Origin of the sequence: Streptomyces sp. NPDC050161 (genome assembly GCF_044460025.1) — a bacterium.
Lineage (GTDB): Bacteria > Actinomycetota > Actinomycetes > Streptomycetales > Streptomycetaceae > Streptomyces.
The window spans coordinates 65,870-87,763 of the sequence record NZ_JBITJM010000014.1; the positions used below are offsets into that span (position 1 = coordinate 65,870).

The window sequence follows — 21,894 nt, forward strand, 5'->3', positions numbered from 1 at the left end:
GCGGGACGGCTCCGCGGCCCCCTCCGGCCGTCCCACGGGCCCCGTGCTTGCCCGGCCCTCGTCCTGACGGGCGGCCAATTGTCAGACCCCCGCTGTTTACTGAGGGCATGACGAACGGAGCGTGGCCTCAGCACCCCACCGCCCGCGGCCTCGCGGAGCTGGACCGGCTCAGACAACGGCCGTTCCCCGAGGGCAGGGAGCGGTCCCCGACGGGCGAGAGCGGGCCCGGCTTCCATCTGACGCGGCTGTGGACCGGCCCTCCGGCGTGGGACGCCGACCCGGCGGATGAGCAGGGGATACGCGAGGACGGCGCGGCCCAACTGGAGGCGCTCACCGCCGTCCTGTCCTTACGCTGGGGCGAGCCTGAGGAAGTGGACCTGACGGGAATCCTGGAGCGGGTGGCGCAGGGCCTGCCGGTCCGGCCGCCGCTCGACGTCCTGAGCGCGGCGGCCGACCGGCTGTCGGTCTGGCAGCCCGGCAGCCGCTGGGTGGCACTCGGCGCCGGCTACGGCGGCCCCGAACTGCCCGCCCAGGTGCTGGCGGCCACAGGGGAGGGGAGGATCGGCGCGGCCGACAGACCCTGGACGTTCAGGGATCCGGGGCGATCTCCCCTGCGGTGACTATGCGGCACGGTCATTCCGCAGGGCCTGGATGAGCCAGGGATACACCGGCATCAGGTTCGGCACCACCTGCCAGCCGTTGACGATCTCCAGTCACTGGAGACTCAAGGCCATGTCCCGGCTGGGCCGCGAACGGTACGTCCTCCGCGAACGGGACGTCCTCCGGCGGCCCGTGGCTACGAGCCCTCGGACTCGTGCCTCTGGTGCGGTGCGGGTTCCCCGTCGCCGAAGGCCGCCGCGCGCAGCCTGCCGTACTCATCGGCCATGGCCGCGAGCGTCCAATGGGCGTTGAGGCCACTGGGGTTGGGCAGCGCCCAGATGCGGGTGCTGCCCAGGGTCCGCTGCTGGGGGCCGATCGCGGCGTGCTTGTCGCCGAAGGCGACGCGGTAGGCGGTGACCCCGGCTACGGCCAGCCACTGTGGCCGCAGCCGGGCGACCTTCTCGGCCAGCAGCCGCCCGCCCTCGCGGTATTCGGCCGCCGTCAGCTCGTCGGCCTTGGCGGTCGCCCGCGCCACGACGTTGGTGATGCCGAGGCCGTAGGAGGGCAACTCGCCCTGCTCGGCGGGCTTGAGGACGCGGGGTGTGAAGCCCGCCGCGTGCAGGACGGGCCAGAAACGGTTGCCTGGCCGGGCGAAGTGGTGCCCGGTGACCGCCGTCATCAACCCGGGGTTGATGCCACAAAAGAGAACCCGCAGGCCGCTCGCCGTCACGTCGGGGACGAGACGGTCGCGAGCGGCCTGCAGCTCTTCGGGGGTGTAGCCCATGTCAGAGGTGGTCCTCGCCTACGGGCCGGATCAGAGGATCGATCCGGGGGTGTAAGCGGCGGCCTCCGGGTGCTGCTCGGTGATCTCCGCGATGCGGCCCACGACGGACGCCACCTGGTCGGCGGCGGCGCCGGTGAAGGACAGCTTGTCCGCCATCAGCGCGTCCAGCTGCGCCTTGTCGAGCGGGATGCGCGCGTCGGCGGCCAGCTTGTCGAGGAGTTCGTTGCGCTCGGCACCCTGCTCGCGCATGGCCAGCGCCGAGGCGACCGCGTTCTCCTTGATCGCTTCGTGCGCCTCCTCGCGGCCCACACCGGCGCGCACGGCGCCCATCAGGACCTTGGTGGTGGCGAGGAACGGCAGGTAGCGGTCCAGCTCGCGGGCGACGACGGCGGGGAAGGCACCGAACTCGTCGAGCACCGTCAGGAAGGTCTCCAGCAGACCGTCCAGGGCGAAGAACGCGTCCGGCAGCGCGACCCGGCGGACCACGGAGCAGGACACGTCGCCCTCGTTCCACTGGTCACCGGACAGCTCACCGGCCATCGACGCGTAGCCGCGCAGGATGACCATCAGGCCGTTGACGCGCTCGCAGGAGCGGGTGTTCATCTTGTGCGGCATCGCCGACGAGCCGACCTGGCCGGGCTTGAAGCCCTCGGTGACCAGCTCGTGCCCGGCCATCAGCCGGATCGTCTTGGCGAGCGAGGACGGCGCGGCGGCGAGCTGGACCAGCGAGGTGACCACGTCGTAGTCGAGCGAGCGCGGGTAGACCTGGCCGACGGAGGTGAACGCCCGGCCGAAGCCGAGGTGGCCCGCGATCCGCTGCTCCAGATCGGCGAGCTTGGCGGAGTCGCCGCCCAGCAGGTCGAGCATGTCCTGGGCGGTGCCGACCGGGCCCTTGATGCCGCGCAGCGGGTAGCGCGACAGCAGGTCGTCCAGCCGTCCGTACGCCGCCAGCAGCTCGTCGGCGGCGGTCGCGAAGCGCTTGCCGAGGGTGGTGGCCTGCGCGGCGACGTTGTGCGAGCGGCCGGCCATGACCAGCTCGGCGTGCTGGGCGGCCAGCGAGCCGAGACGGGCCAGCACGGCGACGCTGCGGTCGCGCATCAGCTCAAGGGAGAGCCGCACCTGGAGCTGCTCGACGTTCTCGGTCAGGTCGCGGGAGGTCATGCCCTTGTGGACCTGCTCGTGGCCCGCGAGGGCGTTGAACTCCTCGATCCGCGCCTTGACGTCGTGCCGGGTGACCTTCTCGCGCTCCGCGATCGACGCCAGGTCGACGTTGTCCAGGACCCGCTCGTAGTCCGCCAGGGCCTGCTCGGGAACCTCCACCCCCAGGTCCTTCTGGGCACGGAGTACGGCAAGCCACAGCTTGCGCTCCAGCTTGACCTTGTACTCGGGGGACCACAGCACGGCCAGCTCCGTGGAGGCGTAGCGGCCGGCCAGGACATTGGGGATGCGAGGCTTCGCAGACACAGTCACGTGGCCAGAGTCTACTGGCGGTTCAGAGGTGCCCACACAAGGGGCACCCCGGTCCCGGCTGTACGTTCCTCCAGGTCCGGGGCCTGCCCGCCGGGTGCGGGCCCGTCCGCCCGGCACGGATCCGGGCCGCCGCCGGTCGCGGCGGCGGGCCCCGGATCAGCCCTCGTACGGCAGCAGTTCGGGCCGCTTGGCCGGCCGGCCGTCGCCCGACGAGCGCCCGCTGAGCCGGCGGCCGATCCACGGCACCAGGTGCTCGCGGGCGAACCGCAGGTCAGCGGAGCGCCGGGCACGCCAGCCGGGCGGCAGGGCGGCGGGCAGCGGTGCGTCCCAGTCCGCGGTGGCGTCGAGGCCCAGCGCCTGCCAGACGGCCTCCGCGACCCTGCGGTGCCCCTCGGCGTTGAGGTGCAGCCGGTCGTCGGCCCACATCCGAGGGTCGGCCAGCGCCCGGGACGCGTAGAGGTCCACGACCACCGCGCCGTGCCGTTCGGCCACCGCGTCGATGTGCGCGAACAGCTGCTCCATCCGCGGCCGGAAGTGTTCCAGGACCGGCCCCTGGCGGCCGGGGCTGCGCATCAGCACCAGCTGCCCGCCGCCCCCGGCCAGTACCTGTGCCGCCGCGGCGAACCGCTCGCAGACCTGGTCCACATCGCACTTCGGGCGCAGCACGTCGTTGAGGCCGCCGACGAGCGTGACCAGGTCGGCGCCCATGGCCGCCGCGGGCCCCGCCTGATCGTCGAGGATCTGTCCGATGAGCTTGCCGCGTACGGCGAGGTTGGCGTACCGGAATCCGGGGGTGCGGGCGGCCAGCCGGGCGGCGAGCAGGTCGGCCCAGCCGCGGTAGGAGCCGTCCGGCAATCCGTCGGACATTCCCTCGGTGAAGCTGTCGCCGACCGCGACGAAACTGGTGTAGTGGGCATTCATCTCCATGGCGCGGAGATCCTATCTGCTCGGGGCGTACCCCGATGGCGCCGAGGTGGCCGGTGACCGTGCGCAGCGGCGGCACCCGGCGCAGCAGCCGGAGCATCACCGGCAACCGATGTTCGTCGAGGGTGCCGTCCAGGGCGGCGGAAATCAGTGCGTGCTCGGCCTGCTGGGCCTTCTGGGCGACGGCCAGCGGGAATTCCCGGCGGCGCTGTACGCGGGCCAGCTCGCGGGTGCCGGCGGTGCCCGCGCGCAGCGGTCCTTCGCCGGAGTCCCGGGACGGATGACCGGTGGTGTGACGGCGGCACATCCAACCGATCGGTCAGTAAACTAACCGATCGGTCAGACGGGGTGTGGCCCGGGGCGGCACGGTGGCGGTGCCACCCCGGGCGGGGTCAGCCGGCGGGCCGCTGGAGCACCAGCTCGCGCAGCACGTCCTCCATCGACACCAGACCGGCCAGCGTCCCGGCGTCGCCGATCACCGCGGCCAGGTGCGTCCGCGAGCTGCGCATCGCGGTCAGCACGTCGTCCAGCGGCGTCGCGGCCCGCACCCGGGCGATCGGGCGCATGGCGCCGACCGGGAAAGGAACCTCGCGCGGGGTGACGTCCAGCGCGTCCTTGACGTGCAGATAGCCGAGGATGCGGCCGGTGTCGTCGACGACGGGGAACCGCGAGAAGCCGGAGGCTCCGGCCAGCCGTTCCAGGCCGTCGGGGGTGATGCCAAGACCCGCCGACACGACCTTCTCGACCGGCAGCACCACATCGCGGACCGGGCGGCGGCCCAGCTCCAGGGCGTCCCGCAGGCGCTCCTTGGCCCGGTCGTCCAGCAGCCCGGCATCGCGCGAGTCCTCGACCATCTTCGCGAGCTGGTCGTCGGAGAACGTCGCGGCGACCTCGTCCCTGGTCTCCACCCGCAACAGCTTGAGCAGGCCGTTCGCCAGCGCGTTGACCGTGAAGATCGCCGGCCGCAGCGCCCGGGTCAGCGCCACCAGCGGCGGGCCGAGCAGCAGGGCGGTGCGCACCGGCTCCGCCAGTGCCACGTTCTTCGGCACCATCTCGCCGAAGAGCATGTGCAGATACGTCGCGACCGCCAGCGCGATGACGAACGAGATGGTGTGGATCAGCGCGTCCGGTACGGACACGGCGTGGAACAGCGGTTCCAGGAGATGCGCGATGGCCGGTTCGGCGACCGCGCCCAGCACCAGGGTGCACAGCGTGATGCCCAGCTGCGCGGCGGCCAGCAGCGCCGAGACGTGCTGGAGGCCCCACAGCACGCTCTTCGCGCGTCGGTCGCCCGCGTCGGCGTGCGGTTCGATCTGGCTGCGGCGGACCGAGATCAGCGCGAACTCGGCGCCGACGAAGAAGGCGTTGACGACCAGGGTCAGCAGACCGACGAAGAGTTGCAGCGCGGTCATCGGGCCGCCTCCTCGTCGTCGGCTTCCCCGCTCCCGGCGGGCGGGGCGTGCAGCAGCACCCGCGCCGCGCGGTGGCCCGACGCGTCCAGCACGTCCATCGTCCAGCCGGCCACGTCCAGGGTGTCGCCGGCCGCCGGGATGCGGCCGAGTTCGGTGGCGATCACGCCGGCCAGCGTCTCGTACGGCCCGTCGGGCAGCCGCAGGCCGATACGCGCGAGCTGGTCGGTGCGGGCGGCGCCGTCGGCGTGATAGACGTCGCGGCCGTCCGCGTCGGTGCCGGCCGCGGCCAGGTCGGGGGTCTCCAGCGGGTCGTGCTCGTCGCGTACCTCGCCGACGACCTCCTCGACGATGTCCTCAAGCGTCGCCACGCCGGCCGTGCCGCCGTACTCGTCGATCACCACGGCCATGGTGCGCTTGCCGGACAGCCGGTCGAGCAGGCGGTCGACGGGCAGGGTCTCGGGTACCAGCAGCGGTTCGCGCAGCAGCTCGGACACCGGACGGCGGCGGCGCAGCTCGGCGGGGATGGCGAGGACGTCCTTGATGTGGGCGACGCCGACGACGCTGTCCAGGCTGCCGCGGTAGACGGGGAAGCGGGACAGGCCGGTCGCCCGGGTCGCGTTCGCGACGTCCTCGGCGGTGGCCTGCACCTCCAGGGCGGTCACCTGGACCCGCGGCGTCATGACGTTCTCGGCCGTGAGGTCGGAGAGGTTGAGGGTGCGGACGAACAGCTCGGCGGTGTCCGGCTCCAGGGCGCCCTCCTTCGCGGAGTGCCGGGCGAGCGCCACCAGTTCCTGCGGTCCGCGGGCGGAGGCCAGCTCCTCGGCGGGCTCCAGGCCCATCCGGCGCACCATGTGGTTCGCGGTGGTGTTGAGGTGGGCGATCAGCGGGCCGAAGGCCGCGCTGAACGCGCGCTGGGCGCCGGAGACCCGCTTGGCGAGGGCCAGCGGGCTGGAGATCGCCCAGTTCTTGGGCACCAGCTCACCGATCACCATCAGGACGACGGTGGAGAGCACGGTGCCCAGGACCAGCGCCACCGAGTCCGCGGCGGAGCGCGGCAGCCCCGCCGAGGTGAGCGGCCCGGCGAGGAGAGCGGCGATGGCCGGCTTGGACAGCATGCCGATGACCAGGCCGGTCACGGTGATGCCGAGCTGTGCGCCGGAGAGCTGGAAGGTGAGGCGGCGGACGGCCTTGAGCGCGCTGTCCGCGCCACGCTCGCCGCGCTCCACGGCGCGTTCGAGGTCGCTGCGCTCGACGGTCGTCAGTGAGAACTCGGCCGCGACGAAGACGCCGCAGGCCAGAGTCAGGAGGAGCGCCAGGGCCAGGAGAAGCAGCTCGGTCATCGGGTCACCTCCGTCCCATGATCGAACAGGATCGGGAGGTTCGCGCTCTGTCGCAAGCGTGCTCGGCAACTGGGAGGTTCGCCCATGGCTGGACGCTCACACACCTTTCACTGGGGGATGGAGATCCCCTTTCCTCGGTGGAATGGGGATCCCACCATGGTAAAGGACCAGCAAAGTGAGGCCGGTGTGACGAGTTCTCGGTGGTCGGGCGGGGCTCCGCGGGACGGTTCCGGAGCGCCGGGCGGGCATCGGTCGGCGCCGCCCGGCGGGGGGTGACGACGGGCGTCCGGTTCAGGCGTTGCTGCCGACGCCGGGTGCCTCCGGCTCGGTTTCCGCTCCCGTCGGCGGCCCTCCGGGAGCGGCCAACTGCGGTACGACGACGCCCCGTTCGGCCTTCTCCGGCGCCGCCGTGGCCACCGTTCGGTCCTGAGGGCTCATGCCGCGGGTGAGGTGGCGCCGCAGCATCCGCCCGACCGGCCCGTCGACCGTGCGGTAGATGGCCGCCGAGAGCAGCAGGGAGAAGGCGAGGGCGACCGCTATCGACGGCAGCGGGCCGAGCGCGGGAACCACCTTCAGCAGCCCCTTGGCCACGGGTATGCCGATGCTCTGGTGCACCAGATAGAAGGGGTAGGTCAGCGCGCCCGCCGTCACGAGCCGGCGCCACCGTATGCGGGCCAGCGGGCCGAATCCGGCGAGCGCGAGCACGACGAGGAAGAGGGTCAGCAGGGCGGCGCAGACGGCCCAGGAGAGCGCGCCTCCCTCGGCGGGCTTCGCCGCGTGGCCGGCCACCCGGTCGTTGAGCACGGTGAGTTCGAAGCACCAGGCGAAACCGGCGAGCAGCCACAGCACCAGGTTCTGCCCGAACCTGTGCATCAGATAGAGCGCCGTTCCCGTGATGAAGAGGCCCGCGTACTGGCTGATGACGAACTCGTCGAGTACCGGTGAGTGGAGTTCGCGGGCGATGATCGCGAGGGTGAGCCAGGCTCCGCAGAAGGCGATCATGCGGCGGTAGGTGAGCCCGATGAAGAGCATGGCCGCGATCAGCAGGTAGAAACGGGCCTCCACCCAGAGGGTCCAGGCGACGCCGTCGATGAGGGAGAGCCCCAGCGGACCCGGGGCCATCGTCAGGTTGCCGAGGACCGTCCGCAGGTCGATGGGGGTGGCGGCCTCCAGGTGGCTGACCCGGGCCGTCAGGACCAGGGCTATGACGAGCAGCACCGCGCACCAGTAGGCGGGGAACAGCCGGGAGACGCGTGAGACGACGAACTGCGCGGGGGTGCGCCCCCAGCAGCTCATGCAGATGACGAAGCCGCTGATGATGAAGAACGCCTCGACACCCAGCCAGCCGTAGCGGCTGATGTCGTGCAGCGCGGGGGCGAAGTCGCCGAGTTCTTCCTTGCCCCAGAAGTGCGGGGTGGTGGTGCCCAGGTAGTGGTAGGCGGCGACCGCGACGGCGGCCACCAGGCGCAGTCCGTCGATGGCGGCCAGCCGGGTGCCCCGGGCCTGCCCGCCCGGCGCCCGGCCGCTCCCCACGGCGTCCGGCACCTCGCCGTGACGGGTTCTCTGCCGGGCGAGAAGCTTCGAACTGGCCCTGAGCACGTGGATCCTCCGGATCGAGCGACATCGAGTGACGAGGCACGCCGGACGGCGAACCCGCTGACTATGTGCAGCATGTATACACTCGATGTTTAGGTGGAGGGTGGGCAGGGGTCCGCGGGAGAGGGGGTGGACGGTGTTCTTCGGGAGACGGCGGCTGGGCTCCGCTCCTGTCGGAGCGGAGCCCGTGGGTGGCTAGAGCGGCTTCACCCAGCGCCGCCAGTGGTCCTCACGGTGGTAGCCGCCGGCCGTCCACGCGTGGTGCGCCTGCTCGTTGGCCTCCAGGACCATGGCGTCGACGCGCCGCCCGCCCAGGGCGATGAAGCGCTGTTCGGCCGCTTCCCGCAGGGCGGTGGCTATGCCCTGCCGACGGAAGTCCGGGTGCACGGCCAGCCGGTAGGCGGAGCACCGCCAGCCGTCGAAACCGGCGATGACCGTCCCCACGAGCGCCCCGTCGCGCTCGGCGAGCAGCAGGGCTTCGGGGTCTCTGGTCAGAAGCCTGGTCATCCCGTCGTGGTCGTCGCTGATGCTCGTCCCCTCCGCGGCCTTGCGCCAGAACTGCAACACGGCGTCGATATCGGAGAGATGGGCGTGACGGATGTGAAGATCGCTCATCCGGCGAGCCAATCAGAGTGCCGACGCGTCGGGCGAACGATTTCCGTACGGAGGGGGAGGGACGGCGGGATGTGCTCGGGCCGCCCCCTCCCGTCGCGGCTCAGCTGCCCTGGAGTTCCGCGATCACCGGGGCGAATGCCTCCATGAACGGGTCCAGGACGGTGATGTAGGAGAAGCCGTACCGCTCGCGGCGCTCCCGCAGTTGATCGGCCATCTGCTCCGGGGTGCCGATCAGCACGGTCGGGGCGTCCAGCACCTGGTCCTCGTCGAGGCCGACGCCGTGCGCCGCGAACTCGCGGGCGGCGGCCCTGCGGTCATCGGTGACCAGCACCTGCTGCACGAGGATGTTCAGCTCGGCCGGCTCGGCGCGGTCTGCCGCGAACTCCTGGTACCTGGCCACCGACGCCGCCACCTGCTCGGCGGAGAGCAGTTCCAAGGTGCCTTCGGGCTTTCCCGGTGCCTGCCGTCCGCCGCTGAACGCCGCGATCTGGGCGTGCTTCGCGGCCAGCCGCAGCATCCGCGGGCCGTTGCCGCCGATGAGCAGCGGCGGACGGGGCCGCTGGGCGGGCTTCGGCGCGTACGCGGGGTCGCCGAGCAGCCGGTCCAACTCCTCGACGGTGCGCGTCAGATGGTCCACGCGCTCACCGGGCGAGCCCCAGGGCAGCCCGGCTTCGTCGTGCTCGGCGCGTATGTACCCGGTGCCGAGGCCCAGTTCGAGACGTCCGCCGGTGAGCGCGTCGGTGGTGGCCACCTCGCGGGCGAGCAGCGCGGGGTTGAAGAAGCCGGTGTTGAGCACGAAGGTGCCCACGCGCGGCCGTTCGGTCGCCTCGGCCGCCGCGATCAGCGCGGGGAACGGCGCGGGGCAGCCGAGGTGATCGGGAACGAGCAGCACGTCGTAGCCCAACTCCTCGCCCCTGCGGCACTTCTCGCGCCAGGCGGGACCGGAGTCGACGGTGAGCATGTTGAGGCCGAAGCGGAACGGACGTGACATGAGACCCCCTGGAGATGTGGCGCCCGCGACCCGTGGTGGCGCGGACTGCCGCGCTCATGGAACCATGTCGCCACGGGAAAGCGGAGGCCGCCCCCGGATAAGTCGTCCGGATCCGGCCGCGGGTGCCGGGCCCGCCCGCGGGCCTCACCCCGTCAGTTCCAGGCCGCCCCAGATCTCACCCGACAGCTCCACGGCCTCGTCCGTCGCACCCGCCGCGCAGGCCGCGATCAACGCGTCGTGCCGCGCGGCGGACGCGCGCGCCGCGGCACCGGAGAAGCGCCGCCGCTCCAGCCTGCGCAGCAGCGGGGTGTAGCGGCCGATCGTCTCGGCGAGCGCGCGGTTGCCGCACACCTCGATCGGGACGGCGTGCAGCGCGTCGTCCGCGGCGATGGCCGCCGACGCGTCCTCGGCGTCCAGTGCGCGCACGAACGCGTCGTTGGCGTCCCGCATCCGCGTCAGATGCGTCTCGGTGAGACGCGGGACCGCCTCGCGCACGGCGAGCGCGTGCAGCGCGCGGACAACCGCGAGCGCGTCGCGGATCTCTTGCTCGACGACCGGCGCCACCCGCGTGTAGCTCTGCGGTTTGGAGACCACCAGGCGCTCGTCGGCCAGCCGGGCGAGTGCCTGCCGGACGGGGGCGCGGGAGAGGCCGAGCTGCTCGGCGAGCTGGGCGTCGCTGAGCTTCTGTCCGGGGGAGAGTTCGCCGGAGACGATGGCTTCCAGCAGCGCGTCGTAGGCCCGGTCGCGCAGCAGCCTTCTCGGCACCGGTTCCAGTGCGGTCACGCCCCGATCCTAAGTTGTGGCCGCCGCCCGCAGGACCGGCCACCCCGCCGTCGGAGGTCTGCGAAGGCCAACTAACATTTCAGATGTCAATCGGCGGGTGAGCAGCGCCCGCCATCCGGCGAAGGACAGCGGGAGACGCGGTGCCGATACCCACCCACGACCATGGCGCGGCCCCCGCGCCCGTCCGCAGCGGCGGCGTGGCCGGCCCCATGGTGCTCGGCATCGTCGCCGCCGCCTGCTTTGCGACGACCTTCGTGCTCAACCGCTGGATGAGCGTGTCCGGCGGATCGTGGCTCTGGAGCGCCAGCCTGCGCTACCTGTTCATGGTCGTCCCGCTGACCGCCCTGGTCGCCGTGCGCGGCGGGCTGCCCGGCGTCCTGCGCAGCCTGCGCGCCAGGCCCGCCGTCTGGCTTATCTGGTCGACGGTCGGCTTCGGCCTCTTCTACGCGCCGCTGACCTGGGCGGGTGAGGCGGGCGCCGGCTGGCTGGTCGCCTCCACCTGGCAGTTGGTGATCGTCGCCGGCATCGCCATCGGCGCGCTCAACGGCGGCCGGGTGCCGCTGCGCACCGTCGGCGTCTCGGCCCTGATCGTCGCCGGTGTCGTCCTGGCCCAGCTCCAGCACGCCGAGGGCACCGGAGCGCTCACCGCACTCAAGGTCGTCCTGCCGGTCGCGGTCGCCGCCGTCGCCTACCCGCTGGGCAACCGCAGACTGCTCGGCCTCGACGGACTCGACGGCGTCCAGCGCACCCTGGCGATGACGCTCGGCTCGCTCCCGCTGTGGATCGTGCTGGCGGGCACGGCGGCGGCGACGCAGGGACCGCCGCCCGGCAGCCAGTTGGTGCAGTGCCTGATCGTCGCCCTGGTCTCGGGAGTCGTGGCCACCACCCTCTTCTTCCGCGCCACCGACCTGGTGCGCCACGAACCCGCCGCACTGGGCGCCGTCGAGGCGACCCAGGCGGCCGAGGTGCCCTTCACCCTGCTCGGCGAGGCCCTCGTGGTGGGGATCGCGGCGCCCGCGCTCACCGGCTGGCTCGGGCTCGCGCTGATCGTCGTCGGCCTGTGCGTGCACGCGCTGGCCAGGACACCGGGCGGCGCCGGCACCCGGCCGCGGGGCGACGGCGATGAGCGGGAACGCCACGGACCCGACGCGGCGCACGCACCGCCGCACACCGCGGAAGCCGCGGCCGGCCCGGCGGAGCGCCTCCAGTACGCGGGGGAGCGGCACCGCCCATGAGCCGTGGCGAACTGCCGCCCCGCCTCCAGGGCGTGCCGCCGGTGATCCGCGCCCTGCGCACGGGGCCGGGGGCCGCCGGTCGGCACCGCTTGCCCGTGCTAGCGGATGCGCGCTAGCTTGGGAGCGTGGCGAAGACACAATTGAACGTCCGTGTGGACGAAGCCACCGCCGAAGCGGCCCGGGAGCGAGCCGTGCAGCGGGGAGTCAGCGTGAACCGCTATATCGAAGAACTCGTCCTCAAGGACGCGGGAGAAGTCGGCCAGACCTTCGTCGAGGCGGCATCCGACTTCATGAAGCAGTACGAGCGCGTCTTCGCCGAAGAATTCGGCCTAGACCCGGCCGTCGGCAGCAGCCACGGCAGGACCCAGGGCAGGGAAGGACACCCGGGCAAGAAGTGACCCTGCGCATCGACCTCGCCTGGCTCCTCCTGATCGCCGAACAGCACACCCCGGGAGACCCCCAGATCACCGACTGGGGCGCCCTCGTGGCCGCCGTCAGCCGCCACGAGGCGGAGACCCTCGGCGTACCCGTCTACACCGACCCCCAGGACCGGGCCGCGGCACTGCTCCAACTGCTGCTGCGCGTACCGGCGTTGGAGCGCTCGAACGCGATGTTCGCGAGCGCCGTGGCCTACGGCTACCTCGTCGTCGGCGGCCTGAAGGTCACCACGTCACCGGAGCGCGTCCGCGACCTCGCCCGCCTGGTCAAGGATGACACCACCGACCTCCCCGCCATCGCCGACGAACTGCGCAGCTGGACGGTCTGACCGGCCGCAGGACCGGAGGACGAGCGGGGCGCGGACCGGTGCTGGATTCCGCCTCCCCGTCCCTTGCTCCTGCTCAGTCGACCGGCCGTTGCGCCGTACCCAGCACCGCGGGCGAGGTCGGCAGGGTCGGCCCGCGTTCCGGTACCTTCAGCCGCCGGACGTGCACCACTTCGAAGCCCGCCGCCCGGATCTCGGCGAGCGGATCCCGCCAGGTGTGACAGCCGCCCATCAGCGTCGGCCAGACCGTATGGTCCAGCGTCCACTGCACCGCGGAAAGCCCGCCGCCCGCCGCCCGTACGTGTTCGAAGAAGCGCAGCTCACCGCCGGGCCGCAGCACCCGCCGCAGCTCCGCCAGGGCCCTGCGCACGTCCCGCACCGAGCACAGCACCAGCGAAGCCACCGCCACATCGAACGCCTCGCTCTTGACCGGCAGCGCCTCCGCGACCCCGGGCACCGGATCCACCGGCACGTCCGCCCGCACCGCCGCGTCCCGCGCCAGCCGTCGCAGGGTGGCCTCCGGCTCGATCGCCACCACCTCCGACACCGTCCCGGGATAGTGCGCGAAGTTCAGCCCGGTGCCCGCACCGACCTCGATCACCCGGCCGGTGACACCCGACAGCAGCGCACGCCGCAGCTCCGCCACTCCGGCCCGCTGGTCGGCCGCGGCACCGCACCGCGCGTAGAAGCGCGCGAACAACGGATGGTGCACGGCGTCCCGCGGGACACCCCTGCGCTGCGACATGACGACCCCTTTCACCCGACGGCCGGCCCCGCTGCCAGTCTCCCCTCCCGGAGGGCGGGACGCCGGGGAATACGGGCGGCGAGCGTGATGATCTCCGGGCTCGACTCCGTCAGCGGGCCGCGGTCCCAGTCGCCGTACTGTGCCACGGCCGTCAGCCCCGCATCGGTCAGGAACGAGGACAGCGCGGCGGGCGGCAGGAACCGCAGTGTGCTGCGGCCGGTGCGGGGCCGGCCCCCGCCGGATGTGGTGAACGTGGTGGTGAAGTGCACCAGTTCGCCGTCGACGGGTGTGTCGACGCGGTGCTCGGCGCGGCAGGTGACGCCGTCCGGGCGGGTCGCTTCGACGGCGTGCTCCGGGGTCCACCGCTCCCACGGGCGTGCCGACGGGTGGCGGGTCTCGAACGCGAACCGGCCGCCATCGGCGAGTGCGCCGCGCACGAACGCCAGCGCGTTGTGCAGCGCCGTGTCGTCGAGCAGTACCTGGAAGGCGTGGCCGGTCATCACGATCAGGTCGAACCCGCGGCCCCGGCCGGAGCCGCGGAGCGCGCCGGGGCCGGGGCCGTCGCCGAGGCCGCCGTGTACCCACTCGATCCCGGTACGCCCCCTGGCGCGTGCCCGGTCGAGCATCGCCGTGGCCGGGTCGAGGCCGCACAGCCTGCCTGCGTGGCCGCGTTCCCGGGCGCGGTGCAGCAGCGTGCCCGTGCCGCAGCCGACATCCAGGACGGCGCCCGCTGACATCACCAGGTCGAGGTAGAAGTCGTCCGACGCGCCCCAGGGGTTGAACGTGTCGTACCACGCGGCGAGTTCGGGATCGGCGTACGCGTCATCGGCCATGGGGGGGGGAGTGTGCCAGGGGCGTGCCGGGCGGTCCGGCGGATTGTTCCCGGCGGCCTTTCCGGGGGCGCGTCAGGACGGCAGCCGGAAGGCGTCCGTGCCGCCCAGCCGCGGTGCCAGCCAGTCCGGTGCCGCGGCGCGGAACGCGGAGGGCGGCAGGCTTCCGGCGCCCTCGGGAACGGCCCCGAGCAGCGGGGCGCCGGCGGCGTCCGGCAGGTCGGTGAGGTTGCAGCGGGACGCGAGATCGGGGGTCGCGGGCCAGCTGCCGATGATCACGCCGGGGCAGTCGAGGCCGTACGCGCGCAGGGCGAGCGCGGTGAGCGCGGTCGCGTTGAGGGCGCCGAGGCCGGCCGGGGCGACGACGAGGACGGGGGCCTCCGCGAGCCGCGCGGCGTCGGCGAGGGTGCCGCCGGATCCGTCGAAGCGGACCAGCAGGCCACCGGCGCCCTCGACCAGGACGAGGTCGTGCGAAGCGGCGAGTTCGGCCGCCGCCTTCGCGACATCCTGGGGCAGGACCGGCGTCATCCCGGCGCGTGCCGCCGCCGTGGCGGGCGCCAACGGCTCGGGAAAGCGGCCCAGTTCGGCCGTGGTCACGGCGCCGGCCAGCCGCTCGACCTCCGCGACGTCGCCGGGTTCGGCCGCGCCGACTCCGGTCTGCGCGGGTTTGAGTACGGCCACCGAACGGCCCTGGGCGAGGGCGGTCGCCGCGAGGGCGGCCGTCGTCACGGTCTTGCCGATCTCCGTGCCGGTGCCCGTCACGAAAAGCACCGTCATGGTGCGCCTCCGAGTGGTGTTTTGCGAGGAACAGGGGAGTAGGGGAAGAGGGGGAAAGCGGGTTCGCCGACGTGGCGGAGCCGGGGCGATCCGGCTCCGCCGCGCGGCAGTTCAGCCCTCCCGGGCCGCCGCGCACACCGCGGCGCAGATCCGCGCCACGTCGTCGTCGCCCGTGATGTACGGCGGCATCGTGTAGACGAGGTCGCGGAAGGGGCGCAGCCATACGCCCTCCCGTACGGCGGCGGCGGACGCGGCGGCCATGTCGACCTCGTGATCGAGCTGGACCACGCCGATCGCCCCCAGCACCCGCACGTCACGGACACCAGGCAGCTCCCGGGCCGGTGCCAGGCCCGCCCGCAGGCCGGTCTCGATCCGATGGACCTCCTGCGCCCAGTCCTGCCCGAGCAGCAGCTCGATGGAGGCGTCGGCGATGGCGGCGGCCAGCGGATTGCCCATGAACGTGGGGCCGTGCGCCAGCACCGGCACCTCGCCGCCGGAGATCCCCTCGGCCACGTCCGATGTGCACAGCGTCGCGGCCAGCGTGAGGTAGCCGCCGGTCAGCGCCTTGCCGACGCACATCACGTCCGGTGCGACCCCGGCGTGCCCGGCGGCGAAGAGTGAGCCGGTGCGGCCGAAGCCGGTGGCGATCTCGTCGAAGACCAGCAGCACGCCGTGCGCGTCGCAGGCTTCCCGCAGCACCCGGAGATAGCCGGGGGAGTGGAACGTCATCCCGCCCGCGCCCTGCACCACCGGCTCGACGATCACCGCGGCCACCTCGTCGGCGTGCCGGGCGATCAGCTCGCGCAGCCGTGCCGCGTACGCCGGGTCGGGTTCCGCGTCGAAGCCGGGCGGCGGTGCGTCCGCGAAGATCTGGCGGGGCAGCACGCCCTGCCACAGCTCGTGCATCCCGCCCTCCGGGTCGCACACCGACATCGGCTGCCAGGTGTCACCGTGGTAGCCGCCCCGCCAGGTGAGCAGCCGCTGTTTGCGCGGCCGGCCGAGCGAGCGCCAGTACTGGAGGCACATTTTGACGGCGACTTCGACGGACACCGAACCGGAGTCCGCGAGGAAGACGTGCCGCAGGGGTTCCGGTGTGATGTCGACCAGCCGTTTGGCGAGCCGTACGGCGGGCTCGTGGGTGAGCCCGCCGAACATCACGTGGCTCATCCGCCCCAGTTGGTCGTGTGCGGCGTCGTTGAGTACGGGGTGGTTGTACCCGTGCACCGCCGACCACCAGGAGGACATCCCGTCGATCAACTCCGCGTGACCACCGGCGGGTTCGGCCAGCCGCAGCCGGACGCCGGCGGCCGATTCGACCAGCAGCGGTGTGCTACGGCCTGGCATCGGCCCGTAGGGGTGCCACACGTGCTGCCGGTCGAGTGCGAGCAGGTCGCCCGGTGAGAACACCTCAGACATTGGGCGGCAGTTCGGTGCCGGCGCCCCGGCGGCGCACCGAGACCAGGCCGCGGCGGGCCTCGTCGGACGGCGCGGGCACGGTGGTGGCGGGCGGCGCGTCCTGGGCGGGGTGGCAGGCGCCCGGCGCCCCGCCGTGGCAGCCGTCCTCGTCGCCGCAGCCCGGGACGCGGTGTTCGGGCAGGGTGGTGGTGTCCGCGCCCTCCACTTCGAAGCCCGCGTCGGCGATCATCGCGAGGTCGTCCTTGCCCGCCTGGCCCTCGCTGGTCAGATAGTCGCCGAGGAAGATGGAGTTGACGAGGTGCAGCGCCAGCGGCTGCATGCTCCGCAGATGCACCTCGCGCCCGCCCGCCAGCCGTACCTCGACGTCCGGGCAGACGAAGCGGGTCATGGCCAGGATGCGCAGCGCGCGCTGCGGCGTGAGGTTCCACTCCTCGGCGAGCGGGGTGCCTTCGAACGGGATGAGGAAGTTCACCGGCACCGAATCGGGGTCCAGTGCGCGCAGCGCGAAGACCACGTCCACCAGGTCGGCGTCGGTCTCGCCCATCCCGGCGATCAGCCCGGAACAGGCCGACAGACCGGCCGCCTGGGCCTGTTGCACGGTCGTCACGCGGTCCGAGAAGTCATGGGTGGTGCAGATGTCGCCGTACGTGGCTTCCGAGGTGTTGAGGTTGTGGTTGTAGGCGTCAGCCCCGGCTTCCCGCAGCCGCCCGGCCTGGCCTTCGGAGAGCAGTCCGAGGCAGGCGCACACCTCGATGCCCTCGTTCTGCTCCTTGATGGCGGAGATGGTCTCCGACACCCGGTCCACGTCCTTGTCGGTCGGCCCGCGGCCACTGGCCACCAGGCACACGCGCTTGGCGCCGCCCGCCACCCCCGCGGCTGCCGCCTTCGACGCGTCATCGGGCTTGATCCAGGTGTACTTGAGGATCTCGGCCTTCGACCCGAGGCGCTGCGAGCAGTACGAGCAGTCCTCGGGGCACAGGCCCGACTTGAGGTTGACGAGGTAGTTGAGCTTCACCCGCCGCCCGAACCACTGACGGCGCACCTTTCCGGCCGCGGCCACCACATCGAGCAGTTCGTCATCGGACGTCGCCAGTACGGCGAGGGCCTCTTCACGGGTCGGCAGCTCACGCCGCAGCCCCTTGTCCACCAGAGTGTTCAGCAGCTCCATGGCGTTGATCCTGGCGTACGGCACCGCCCCGGGCCAAGGAGGATTCCCACAACGACCTCGGCTCGGAGTGTGGGTATCACCACACTGTGGGCGGGTGTAACGACCGCTAACGTCTATCGACAGCCCACAATCGAGAAGGATGCCGATGCCGCAGGACACCGCACCGCCGCAGACCCGGGACGCACGCTGCGTGCCGCCCGCCGACCCCGCAGCGGCCCCTGTACGCGAGACGTTCGGCGCGGCATTCGACTGGCTCGATGCGGCGCACGCCGAGCGGCAACGGGCGGGCCTGGTCCGCACCCTGCGCCCGCGCTCCGCCGATTCCGCGCTGCTGGACCTGGCCTGCAACGACTACCTCGGATTCGCCAGGCACCCCGAGGTGACCCGCGCCGCCGCCCAGGCCGCGCACCGCTGGGGCGCGGGCGCCACCGGCTCCCGGCTGGTGACCGGCAGCACCGAACTGCACGCCAGGCTGGAGTCCGAACTCGCCGCGTTCTGCGGCTTCGAGGCCGCCCTGGTGCTGTCGTCCGGCTACGCCGCGAACCTCGCCGCCGTCACCGCGCTCACCGGGTCCGGCGCCCTCGTGGTCTCCGACGCGGGCAACCACGCCTCCCTCATCGACGGTTGCCGGCTCTCCAGGGCCCGTACCGCCGTCGTCCCGCACGCCGACCCGCGGGCGGTGGCCGCCGCGCTGGCGGACCACGACGGCCGGGCGCTCGCGGTGACCGACGCGGTGTTCTCCGTCGACGGCGACGCGGCCCCGCTCCCCGCTCTCGCCGGCGTCTGCCGGGCGCACGGCGCGGGTCTGCTCGTCGACGACGCGCACGGACTGGGCGTACTGGGCGACGGCGGGCGCGGCGCGACGGCCGCCGCGGGTCTCGCCGGTGACGCCGACGTGGTCGCCACCCTGACCCTGTCCAAGTCCCTCGGCGGACAGGGTGGCGTGGTGCTCGGCCCGGCCCGTGTGATCGAGCATCTGGTCAACACCGCGCGGACGTTCATCTTCGACACCGGCCTGGCACCCGCGGCGGTCGGCGGCGCACTGGCCGCGCTGCGGCTGCTCCGCCGCGAACCCGCACGCGTCGACCGGGTCCGTACCGTCGCCACGCAGCTGCACCGCCGCCTCACCGCCGCAGGCCTGGCCGCCGTACGCCCGGACGCCGCCGTGGTCTCGGTGCGCGCCCCGTCCCCGGAACAGGCCGTCCGCTGGGCCGCCGACTGCCGGGAAGCCGGGCTCGTCGTCGGCTGCTTCCGCCCCCCGTCCGTGCCGGACGGCATCTCCCGGCTGCGGCTCACCGCCCGCGCGGACCTGACGGACGCGCAGATCGACAGCGCCGTCGAGACGGTCGTGGCCGCCGCGCCCCGAGGCTGACGACGCCGGACGCCCCGGAGGCGCGGCCCCTCCCCAGAGGTTTACCGGCACCGCCCGGCGAGTATGAGGCGGGTACAGCGTTCGTCGGTGCCGCAGGGGGGCCGGCACCGGCGGGCCGGCGTGCGGTCCCGCCGCCCAAATCCGTTCTCGCGTAGCAGAGTTCACCGCATTGAGCGACAGATATGGGCATATCGTGGTGGATCGGCGTCACACCAGCAGCATGGATGGCAGTCTGACGCACAGCAGCAGTCCGAGGCCGTATCGGTGTCCGATCGGCAGCTCGCTCCCTGGTCGGTGCGCCGGAATCGAGCCTCGGTGGGAAAAGGACGGCGTCGCGATGGCAGACCACCAGGAATCCTCACTCACGCTGCCGAGCGAGCCCGCCTCCGTGCGGCTGGCCCGCGGCTATGTGAGCGATGTGCTCGGCGAGTGGGGTCTGCCGGCGCACGCGGTGCGCGCCGACGCCGTCCGGCTGATCGTCTCCGAACTCGCCACCAACGCCGTCCAGCACACCCTGGGCCGCTCCCCGGTCTTCACCGTGGAGCTGCGGCTCGACCGCGACGAACAGCTCCGCATCGGCGTCACCGACAGCCATCCGCGGTGGCCGCAGCGGCTGCCCGCCGCGGTGCAGCAGGACAACGGACGCGGCCTGGTCATCATCCGCTTCCTCGCCGCGGAAGCCGGCGGCCGGCTGACGGTCGAACCCACCCACCAGGGCGGCAAAACGGTCTGGGTCTCGCTGCCCTGGACGGCAACCGGACCCTGACCACCTGCCTCCTGACCACCCGCCCGCCACCGGGCAGGCCGCCGCACGGCCTCACTGCACGGAGCCGCCACGGGTGAACGCGCCGCGCAGCAGCGCCCGCAGGGTGTCGGCGGCAGGGGAGCCGCCACCGGGGCGGTAGGCCACCGACACCGTGCGGTGCAGCTCGGGCGGCTCCAGCCGGCGGACACCCAGCGGTGTCACCGAACCTGTCGCCATCATCTCCGGCACCACCGCCACCCCCAGGCCCGCGCTCACCAGCGCGCACACCACCTCATACCCCGGTGACTCGCAGCGCACCGCCACGCTCGCCCCGGCAGCCGCGAGCGCCGCCTCCACCCCGCGCCGGTGAGGGTTGGCGGGCGCCATGCTGACCAGCGGCTGTCCGGCCAGACCGGACAGCGGCAGCCGTCCCTGGCCCGCCGACAGGGCGTGCCCCGGCGCCGTGACGAGCACCAGTTCCTCGGTCAGCAGCGGCTCCAGCCGCAGCCCCTCCGGTGTGGGCATCGGGTCGCCCGGCGCGTAGGCGTGCGTCAACGCCAGATCCACCTCGCCGAGCGCCACCGCCCGCATACCGAGCGGCGGTTCGTACTCCGTGACGCTCAGCTCCACGTCCGGGTGCGCACGGCGGAACGCGCTCAGCGCGGGCGGCAGCAGATGCGTACCGGCCGTCATGAACGTGCCCACCCGCAGCCGGCCGCCGGACAGGCCCGCCAGCTGCGCCAGCTCGTGCCGTGCCAGATCCAGCTCGTCCAGCGCCCGCCGGGCCCTGACCAGCAGCAGTTCCCCCGCGGCCGTCAGCCGCGCCCCGCGGTGGTGGCGCACCAGCAGCGCCGTCCCGGCCTCCCGCTCCAGCTTGGCGAGCTGCTGGGAGAGCGCGGGCGCGGTGTAGCCGAGCCGGTCGGCGGCCCGGGAAATCGATCCGGCCTCCGCGACCGCCACCAGGGCGGCCAGTCGCGTGGGGTCGTACATAAGAACCTCTTTAGCCAGACGAAGAAGATTGCCACTCCCCATTAAAGGCTCTGACCAGCGAGGATTGCCTCATGGACGGACGGCTGATCACCTTCACCGGAGTTGCCGCCGGCATGGTCGCCATGCCGGGCGCGGACTTCGCGGTCGTGGTGCGCAACGCACTCGGCTCGCGCCGGGCGGGGGTGGCCTGCGCGGTCGGGGTCGCGGGCGGGCTGCTCGTGCACACCGCCCTCGCGGTCGCCGGGCTCGCCGCCGTACTCGTCGCCGTGCCCGTGCTGTTCGGCGCCGTTCAGGTACTCGGCGGCGCCTATCTGCTCTACCTCGGAGGCCGCGCACTGCTGGCCGTCGTACGCGGTCCTGCCGACGCGGCGCCCACGGCGGACGAGGACGTCGTGGCACGGACCGGGGATGAGGCCGCCGCGCAGCAGGAAGCGCGTACCGGCGTCGGGCAGAGCCTGCGGCAGGGCTTCCTCACGAACGCGCTCAACCCCAAGGCGCCGGTGCTCTTCCTCAGCCTGCTCCCGCAGTTCGTCCCCGAGGGGCAGCCCGCGCTGCCGCGCACCCTGTTGCTCGCCATGATCGTCGTCGCGATGGCGCTGGTGTGGTTCCCCGCCGTCGCGCTGCTCGTCGACCGCCTCGGCAACTGGCTGCGCCGCCCGCGGGTCACCCGCGCCCTGGAGGCCACCACCGGCGCCCTGCTGACCACGCTCGGTGGCGTCCTCCTCGTCGAGGTGGCGCTCGCCTGACCGTGCCGCACGCACGCGGACGGCCGTCGCCGAGCGCCTCCCGGATGGTCAACGGCGGTCAGAGGTAAGGAAGTTCGGCCATCTCAGTGCGATGCGGCGGGTGACGGGTGACCGCTCACCTGACCCGCCCGTACCAGACGGCCTTGCTCCAGATCTTGTCCAGGCGGACGACGGTGCCGGTCCTGGGCGCATTCCAGATGCGGCCCCGTCCGGCGTAGATCCCGACGTGGTAAACACCCCTGCCCGCATGGAAGAAGACCAGATCGCCGACCCTGCGGGACGAGGCGGGCAGGTGCCGGGTGCGGTTGTACTGCGCAGCCGCGGTGCGCGGCAGCTTCTTGCCCGCGTGCTTGAACGCGTACTGCGTCAGCCCTGAGCAGTCGAATCGGTGGGGGCCCCGGGCGCCGTACTGGTACGGCGCCCCCTTCTTGGAGGCGGCGATCCGCAGCGCCGCGGACGAGACGCTCGACGCTTCGGCGTCGGTGGTCCCTCCGGGCGTCGGGATGATGCCGCCGACGGTGGCGAGTGCCAGAGCCGAAATCGTTCCGGCGCGGGCCACTGCTGTCGGTACGTGCCTGCGTACAGCCATGAG

General features: G+C 72.9%; 24 protein-coding genes. 8 read left to right on the top strand and 16 right to left on the bottom strand.

Features of this window, described 5'->3' with window-relative positions; all coding sequences use genetic code 11:
* Positions 1-107: 107 nt before the first annotated feature.
* Positions 108-620 (top strand): hypothetical protein, encoded by a 513-nt coding sequence (locus tag ACIBK8_RS22725; RefSeq protein WP_399043619.1) that lies wholly within the window; start codon positions 108-110, stop codon positions 618-620.
* 176 nt (positions 621-796) lie between these two features.
* Here ACIBK8_RS22725 and mug read toward each other — a convergent pair whose 3' ends face one another.
* From mug to ACIBK8_RS22740, 3 genes are all read right to left on the bottom strand, one after another.
* Positions 797-1,384 carry a G/U mismatch-specific DNA glycosylase gene (gene mug, locus ACIBK8_RS22730; RefSeq protein ID WP_399043620.1) on the bottom strand — a complete coding sequence of 196 codons (588 nt, stop codon included), beginning with the start codon at positions 1,382-1,384 and terminating at the stop codon, positions 797-799.
* Positions 1,385-1,414: 30 nt separating this feature from the next.
* Positions 1,415-2,848, bottom strand: coding sequence for an adenylosuccinate lyase (gene purB / locus ACIBK8_RS22735; protein ID WP_399043759.1), 1,434 nt, complete (start codon positions 2,846-2,848; stop codon positions 1,415-1,417).
* Positions 2,849-3,010: 162 nt separating this feature from the next.
* Positions 3,011-3,781: an SGNH/GDSL hydrolase family protein gene (locus ACIBK8_RS22740; protein ID WP_399043621.1), complete on the bottom strand. Its 771-nt coding sequence runs from the start codon at positions 3,779-3,781 to the stop codon at positions 3,011-3,013.
* On the opposite strand from ACIBK8_RS22740, the gene ACIBK8_RS22745 reads away from it, so the two are divergent.
* On the top strand, positions 3,780-4,109 hold the full coding sequence (locus ACIBK8_RS22745; protein WP_399043622.1) for a hypothetical protein: 330 nt from the start codon (positions 3,780-3,782) through the stop codon (positions 4,107-4,109). The two genes, ACIBK8_RS22740 and ACIBK8_RS22745, sit on opposite strands and share 2 nt — an antisense overlap.
* 61 nt (positions 4,110-4,170) lie before the next feature.
* On the opposite strand, the gene ACIBK8_RS22750 is transcribed toward ACIBK8_RS22745, so the two are convergent.
* The 6 genes from ACIBK8_RS22750 to ACIBK8_RS22775 all read right to left on the bottom strand — a co-directional run bounded on the left by ACIBK8_RS22750 (position 4,171) and on the right by ACIBK8_RS22775 (position 10,515).
* Positions 4,171-5,190, bottom strand: a complete 1,020-nt coding sequence (locus tag ACIBK8_RS22750; protein WP_399043623.1) for a hemolysin family protein — start codon at positions 5,188-5,190, stop codon at positions 4,171-4,173.
* On the bottom strand, positions 5,187-6,530 hold the full coding sequence (locus ACIBK8_RS22755) for a hemolysin family protein (RefSeq protein WP_399043624.1): 1,344 nt from the start codon (positions 6,528-6,530) through the stop codon (positions 5,187-5,189). Before ACIBK8_RS22755 ends, ACIBK8_RS22750 begins: the two co-directional genes overlap by 4 nt.
* Positions 6,531-6,821: 291 nt before the next feature.
* Positions 6,822-8,129 carry an acyltransferase family protein gene (locus ACIBK8_RS22760; RefSeq protein WP_399043625.1) on the bottom strand — a complete coding sequence of 436 codons (1,308 nt, stop codon included), beginning with the start codon at positions 8,127-8,129 and terminating at the stop codon, positions 6,822-6,824.
* Between the two features lie 192 nt (positions 8,130-8,321).
* Positions 8,322-8,741 (bottom strand): GNAT family N-acetyltransferase, encoded by a 420-nt coding sequence (locus ACIBK8_RS22765; protein WP_399043626.1) that lies wholly within the window; start codon positions 8,739-8,741, stop codon positions 8,322-8,324.
* A gap of 100 nt (positions 8,742-8,841) precedes the next feature.
* Entirely contained in the window at positions 8,842-9,732 is an 891-nt protein-coding gene (locus ACIBK8_RS22770; protein WP_399043627.1) for an LLM class F420-dependent oxidoreductase, read from the bottom strand.
* Between the two features lie 144 nt (positions 9,733-9,876).
* On the bottom strand, positions 9,877-10,515 hold the full coding sequence (locus tag ACIBK8_RS22775) for a GntR family transcriptional regulator (RefSeq protein WP_399043628.1): 639 nt from the start codon (positions 10,513-10,515) through the stop codon (positions 9,877-9,879).
* A gap of 140 nt (positions 10,516-10,655) precedes the next feature.
* Here ACIBK8_RS22775 and ACIBK8_RS22780 point away from each other — a divergent pair, with 140 nt between their 5' ends.
* The 3 genes from ACIBK8_RS22780 to ACIBK8_RS22790 all read left to right on the top strand — a co-directional run bounded on the left by ACIBK8_RS22780 (position 10,656) and on the right by ACIBK8_RS22790 (position 12,516).
* The gene (locus tag ACIBK8_RS22780) at positions 10,656-11,750 is read left to right on the top strand and encodes a multidrug resistance efflux transporter family protein (protein ID WP_399043629.1); all 1,095 of its coding nucleotides are present in this window, start codon (positions 10,656-10,658) and stop codon (positions 11,748-11,750) included.
* A gap of 125 nt (positions 11,751-11,875) precedes the next feature.
* On the top strand, positions 11,876-12,148 hold the full coding sequence (locus ACIBK8_RS22785) for a hypothetical protein (protein WP_399043630.1): 273 nt from the start codon (positions 11,876-11,878) through the stop codon (positions 12,146-12,148).
* Positions 12,145-12,516, top strand: a complete 372-nt coding sequence (locus ACIBK8_RS22790) for a fic family toxin-antitoxin system, toxin component (protein WP_399043631.1) — start codon at positions 12,145-12,147, stop codon at positions 12,514-12,516. The genes ACIBK8_RS22785 and ACIBK8_RS22790 overlap by 4 nt, the downstream gene beginning before the upstream one ends.
* A 73-nt stretch (positions 12,517-12,589) precedes the next feature.
* Here ACIBK8_RS22790 and ACIBK8_RS22795 read toward each other — a convergent pair whose 3' ends face one another.
* From ACIBK8_RS22795 to bioB, 5 genes are all read right to left on the bottom strand, one after another.
* Positions 12,590-13,258 carry a class I SAM-dependent methyltransferase gene (locus tag ACIBK8_RS22795; protein WP_399043632.1) on the bottom strand — a complete coding sequence of 223 codons (669 nt, stop codon included), beginning with the start codon at positions 13,256-13,258 and terminating at the stop codon, positions 12,590-12,592.
* An 11-nt stretch (positions 13,259-13,269) separates the two neighbouring features.
* Positions 13,270-14,091 (bottom strand): class I SAM-dependent methyltransferase, encoded by an 822-nt coding sequence (locus tag ACIBK8_RS22800; protein WP_399043633.1) that lies wholly within the window; start codon positions 14,089-14,091, stop codon positions 13,270-13,272.
* Between the two features lie 72 nt (positions 14,092-14,163).
* Positions 14,164-14,865: a dethiobiotin synthase gene (gene bioD, locus ACIBK8_RS22805; protein WP_399043634.1), complete on the bottom strand. Its 702-nt coding sequence runs from the start codon at positions 14,863-14,865 to the stop codon at positions 14,164-14,166.
* Positions 14,866-14,976: 111 nt separating this feature from the next.
* Entirely contained in the window at positions 14,977-16,281 is a 1,305-nt protein-coding gene (locus tag ACIBK8_RS22810; RefSeq protein WP_399043635.1) for an adenosylmethionine--8-amino-7-oxononanoate transaminase, read from the bottom strand.
* A complete protein-coding gene (gene bioB / locus ACIBK8_RS22815) occupies positions 16,274-17,449 on the bottom strand; it encodes a biotin synthase BioB (RefSeq protein ID WP_399043636.1) in 1,176 nt (391 codons plus the stop codon). Before bioB ends, ACIBK8_RS22810 begins: the two co-directional genes overlap by 8 nt.
* Positions 17,450-17,594: 145 nt before the next feature.
* Between bioB and ACIBK8_RS22820 the strand changes: the two genes are divergently transcribed.
* Positions 17,595-18,821: an 8-amino-7-oxononanoate synthase gene (locus ACIBK8_RS22820; RefSeq protein ID WP_399043760.1), complete on the top strand. Its 1,227-nt coding sequence runs from the start codon at positions 17,595-17,597 to the stop codon at positions 18,819-18,821.
* A gap of 337 nt (positions 18,822-19,158) precedes the next feature.
* Positions 19,159-19,587, top strand: a complete 429-nt coding sequence (locus tag ACIBK8_RS22825) for an ATP-binding protein (protein WP_399043637.1) — start codon at positions 19,159-19,161, stop codon at positions 19,585-19,587.
* A 51-nt stretch (positions 19,588-19,638) separates the two neighbouring features.
* On the opposite strand, the gene ACIBK8_RS22830 is transcribed toward ACIBK8_RS22825, so the two are convergent.
* Positions 19,639-20,556 carry a LysR family transcriptional regulator gene (locus ACIBK8_RS22830; protein WP_399043638.1) on the bottom strand — a complete coding sequence of 306 codons (918 nt, stop codon included), beginning with the start codon at positions 20,554-20,556 and terminating at the stop codon, positions 19,639-19,641.
* Positions 20,557-20,627: 71 nt separating this feature from the next.
* On the opposite strand from ACIBK8_RS22830, the gene ACIBK8_RS22835 reads away from it, so the two are divergent.
* Positions 20,628-21,302, top strand: a complete 675-nt coding sequence (locus ACIBK8_RS22835) for a LysE family translocator (protein ID WP_399043639.1) — start codon at positions 20,628-20,630, stop codon at positions 21,300-21,302.
* Positions 21,303-21,417: 115 nt separating this feature from the next.
* Here ACIBK8_RS22835 and ACIBK8_RS22840 read toward each other — a convergent pair whose 3' ends face one another.
* Entirely contained in the window at positions 21,418-21,891 is a 474-nt protein-coding gene (locus tag ACIBK8_RS22840; protein WP_393680561.1) for a C40 family peptidase, read from the bottom strand.
* Between the last annotated feature and the right edge of the window lie 3 nt (positions 21,892-21,894).

Excerpts from the sequence above, each read along its gene's own strand:
- ACIBK8_RS22725 (WP_399043619.1), top strand. The coding sequence starts at position 108 with ATGACGAACGGAGCGTGGCCTCAGCACCCCACCGCCCGCGGCCTCGCG.
- mug (WP_399043620.1), bottom strand. The coding sequence starts at position 1,384 with ATGGGCTACACCCCCGAAGAGCTGCAGGCCGCTCGCGACCGTCTCGTC.
- ACIBK8_RS22745 (WP_399043622.1), top strand. The coding sequence starts at position 3,780 with ATGGCGCGGAGATCCTATCTGCTCGGGGCGTACCCCGATGGCGCCGAG.
- ACIBK8_RS22740 (WP_399043621.1), bottom strand. The coding sequence starts at position 3,781 with ATGGAGATGAATGCCCACTACACCAGTTTCGTCGCGGTCGGCGACAGC.
- ACIBK8_RS22750 (WP_399043623.1), bottom strand. The coding sequence starts at position 5,190 with ATGACCGCGCTGCAACTCTTCGTCGGTCTGCTGACCCTGGTCGTCAAC.
- ACIBK8_RS22755 (WP_399043624.1), bottom strand. The coding sequence starts at position 6,530 with ATGACCGAGCTGCTTCTCCTGGCCCTGGCGCTCCTCCTGACTCTGGCC.
- ACIBK8_RS22765 (WP_399043626.1), bottom strand. The coding sequence starts at position 8,741 with ATGAGCGATCTTCACATCCGTCACGCCCATCTCTCCGATATCGACGCC.
- ACIBK8_RS22770 (WP_399043627.1), bottom strand. The coding sequence starts at position 9,732 with ATGTCACGTCCGTTCCGCTTCGGCCTCAACATGCTCACCGTCGACTCC.
- ACIBK8_RS22795 (WP_399043632.1), bottom strand. The coding sequence starts at position 13,258 with ATGTCGCAGCGCAGGGGTGTCCCGCGGGACGCCGTGCACCATCCGTTG.
- ACIBK8_RS22800 (WP_399043633.1), bottom strand. The coding sequence starts at position 14,091 with ATGGCCGATGACGCGTACGCCGATCCCGAACTCGCCGCGTGGTACGAC.
- bioD (WP_399043634.1), bottom strand. The coding sequence starts at position 14,865 with ATGACGGTGCTTTTCGTGACGGGCACCGGCACGGAGATCGGCAAGACC.
- ACIBK8_RS22810 (WP_399043635.1), bottom strand. The coding sequence starts at position 16,281 with ATGTCTGAGGTGTTCTCACCGGGCGACCTGCTCGCACTCGACCGGCAG.
- bioB (WP_399043636.1), bottom strand. The coding sequence starts at position 17,449 with ATGGAGCTGCTGAACACTCTGGTGGACAAGGGGCTGCGGCGTGAGCTG.
- ACIBK8_RS22820 (WP_399043760.1), top strand. The coding sequence starts at position 17,595 with ATGCCGCAGGACACCGCACCGCCGCAGACCCGGGACGCACGCTGCGTG.
- ACIBK8_RS22825 (WP_399043637.1), top strand. The coding sequence starts at position 19,159 with ATGGCAGACCACCAGGAATCCTCACTCACGCTGCCGAGCGAGCCCGCC.
- ACIBK8_RS22830 (WP_399043638.1), bottom strand. The coding sequence starts at position 20,556 with ATGTACGACCCCACGCGACTGGCCGCCCTGGTGGCGGTCGCGGAGGCC.
- ACIBK8_RS22835 (WP_399043639.1), top strand. The coding sequence starts at position 20,628 with ATGGACGGACGGCTGATCACCTTCACCGGAGTTGCCGCCGGCATGGTC.
- ACIBK8_RS22840 (WP_393680561.1), bottom strand. The coding sequence starts at position 21,891 with ATGGCTGTACGCAGGCACGTACCGACAGCAGTGGCCCGCGCCGGAACG.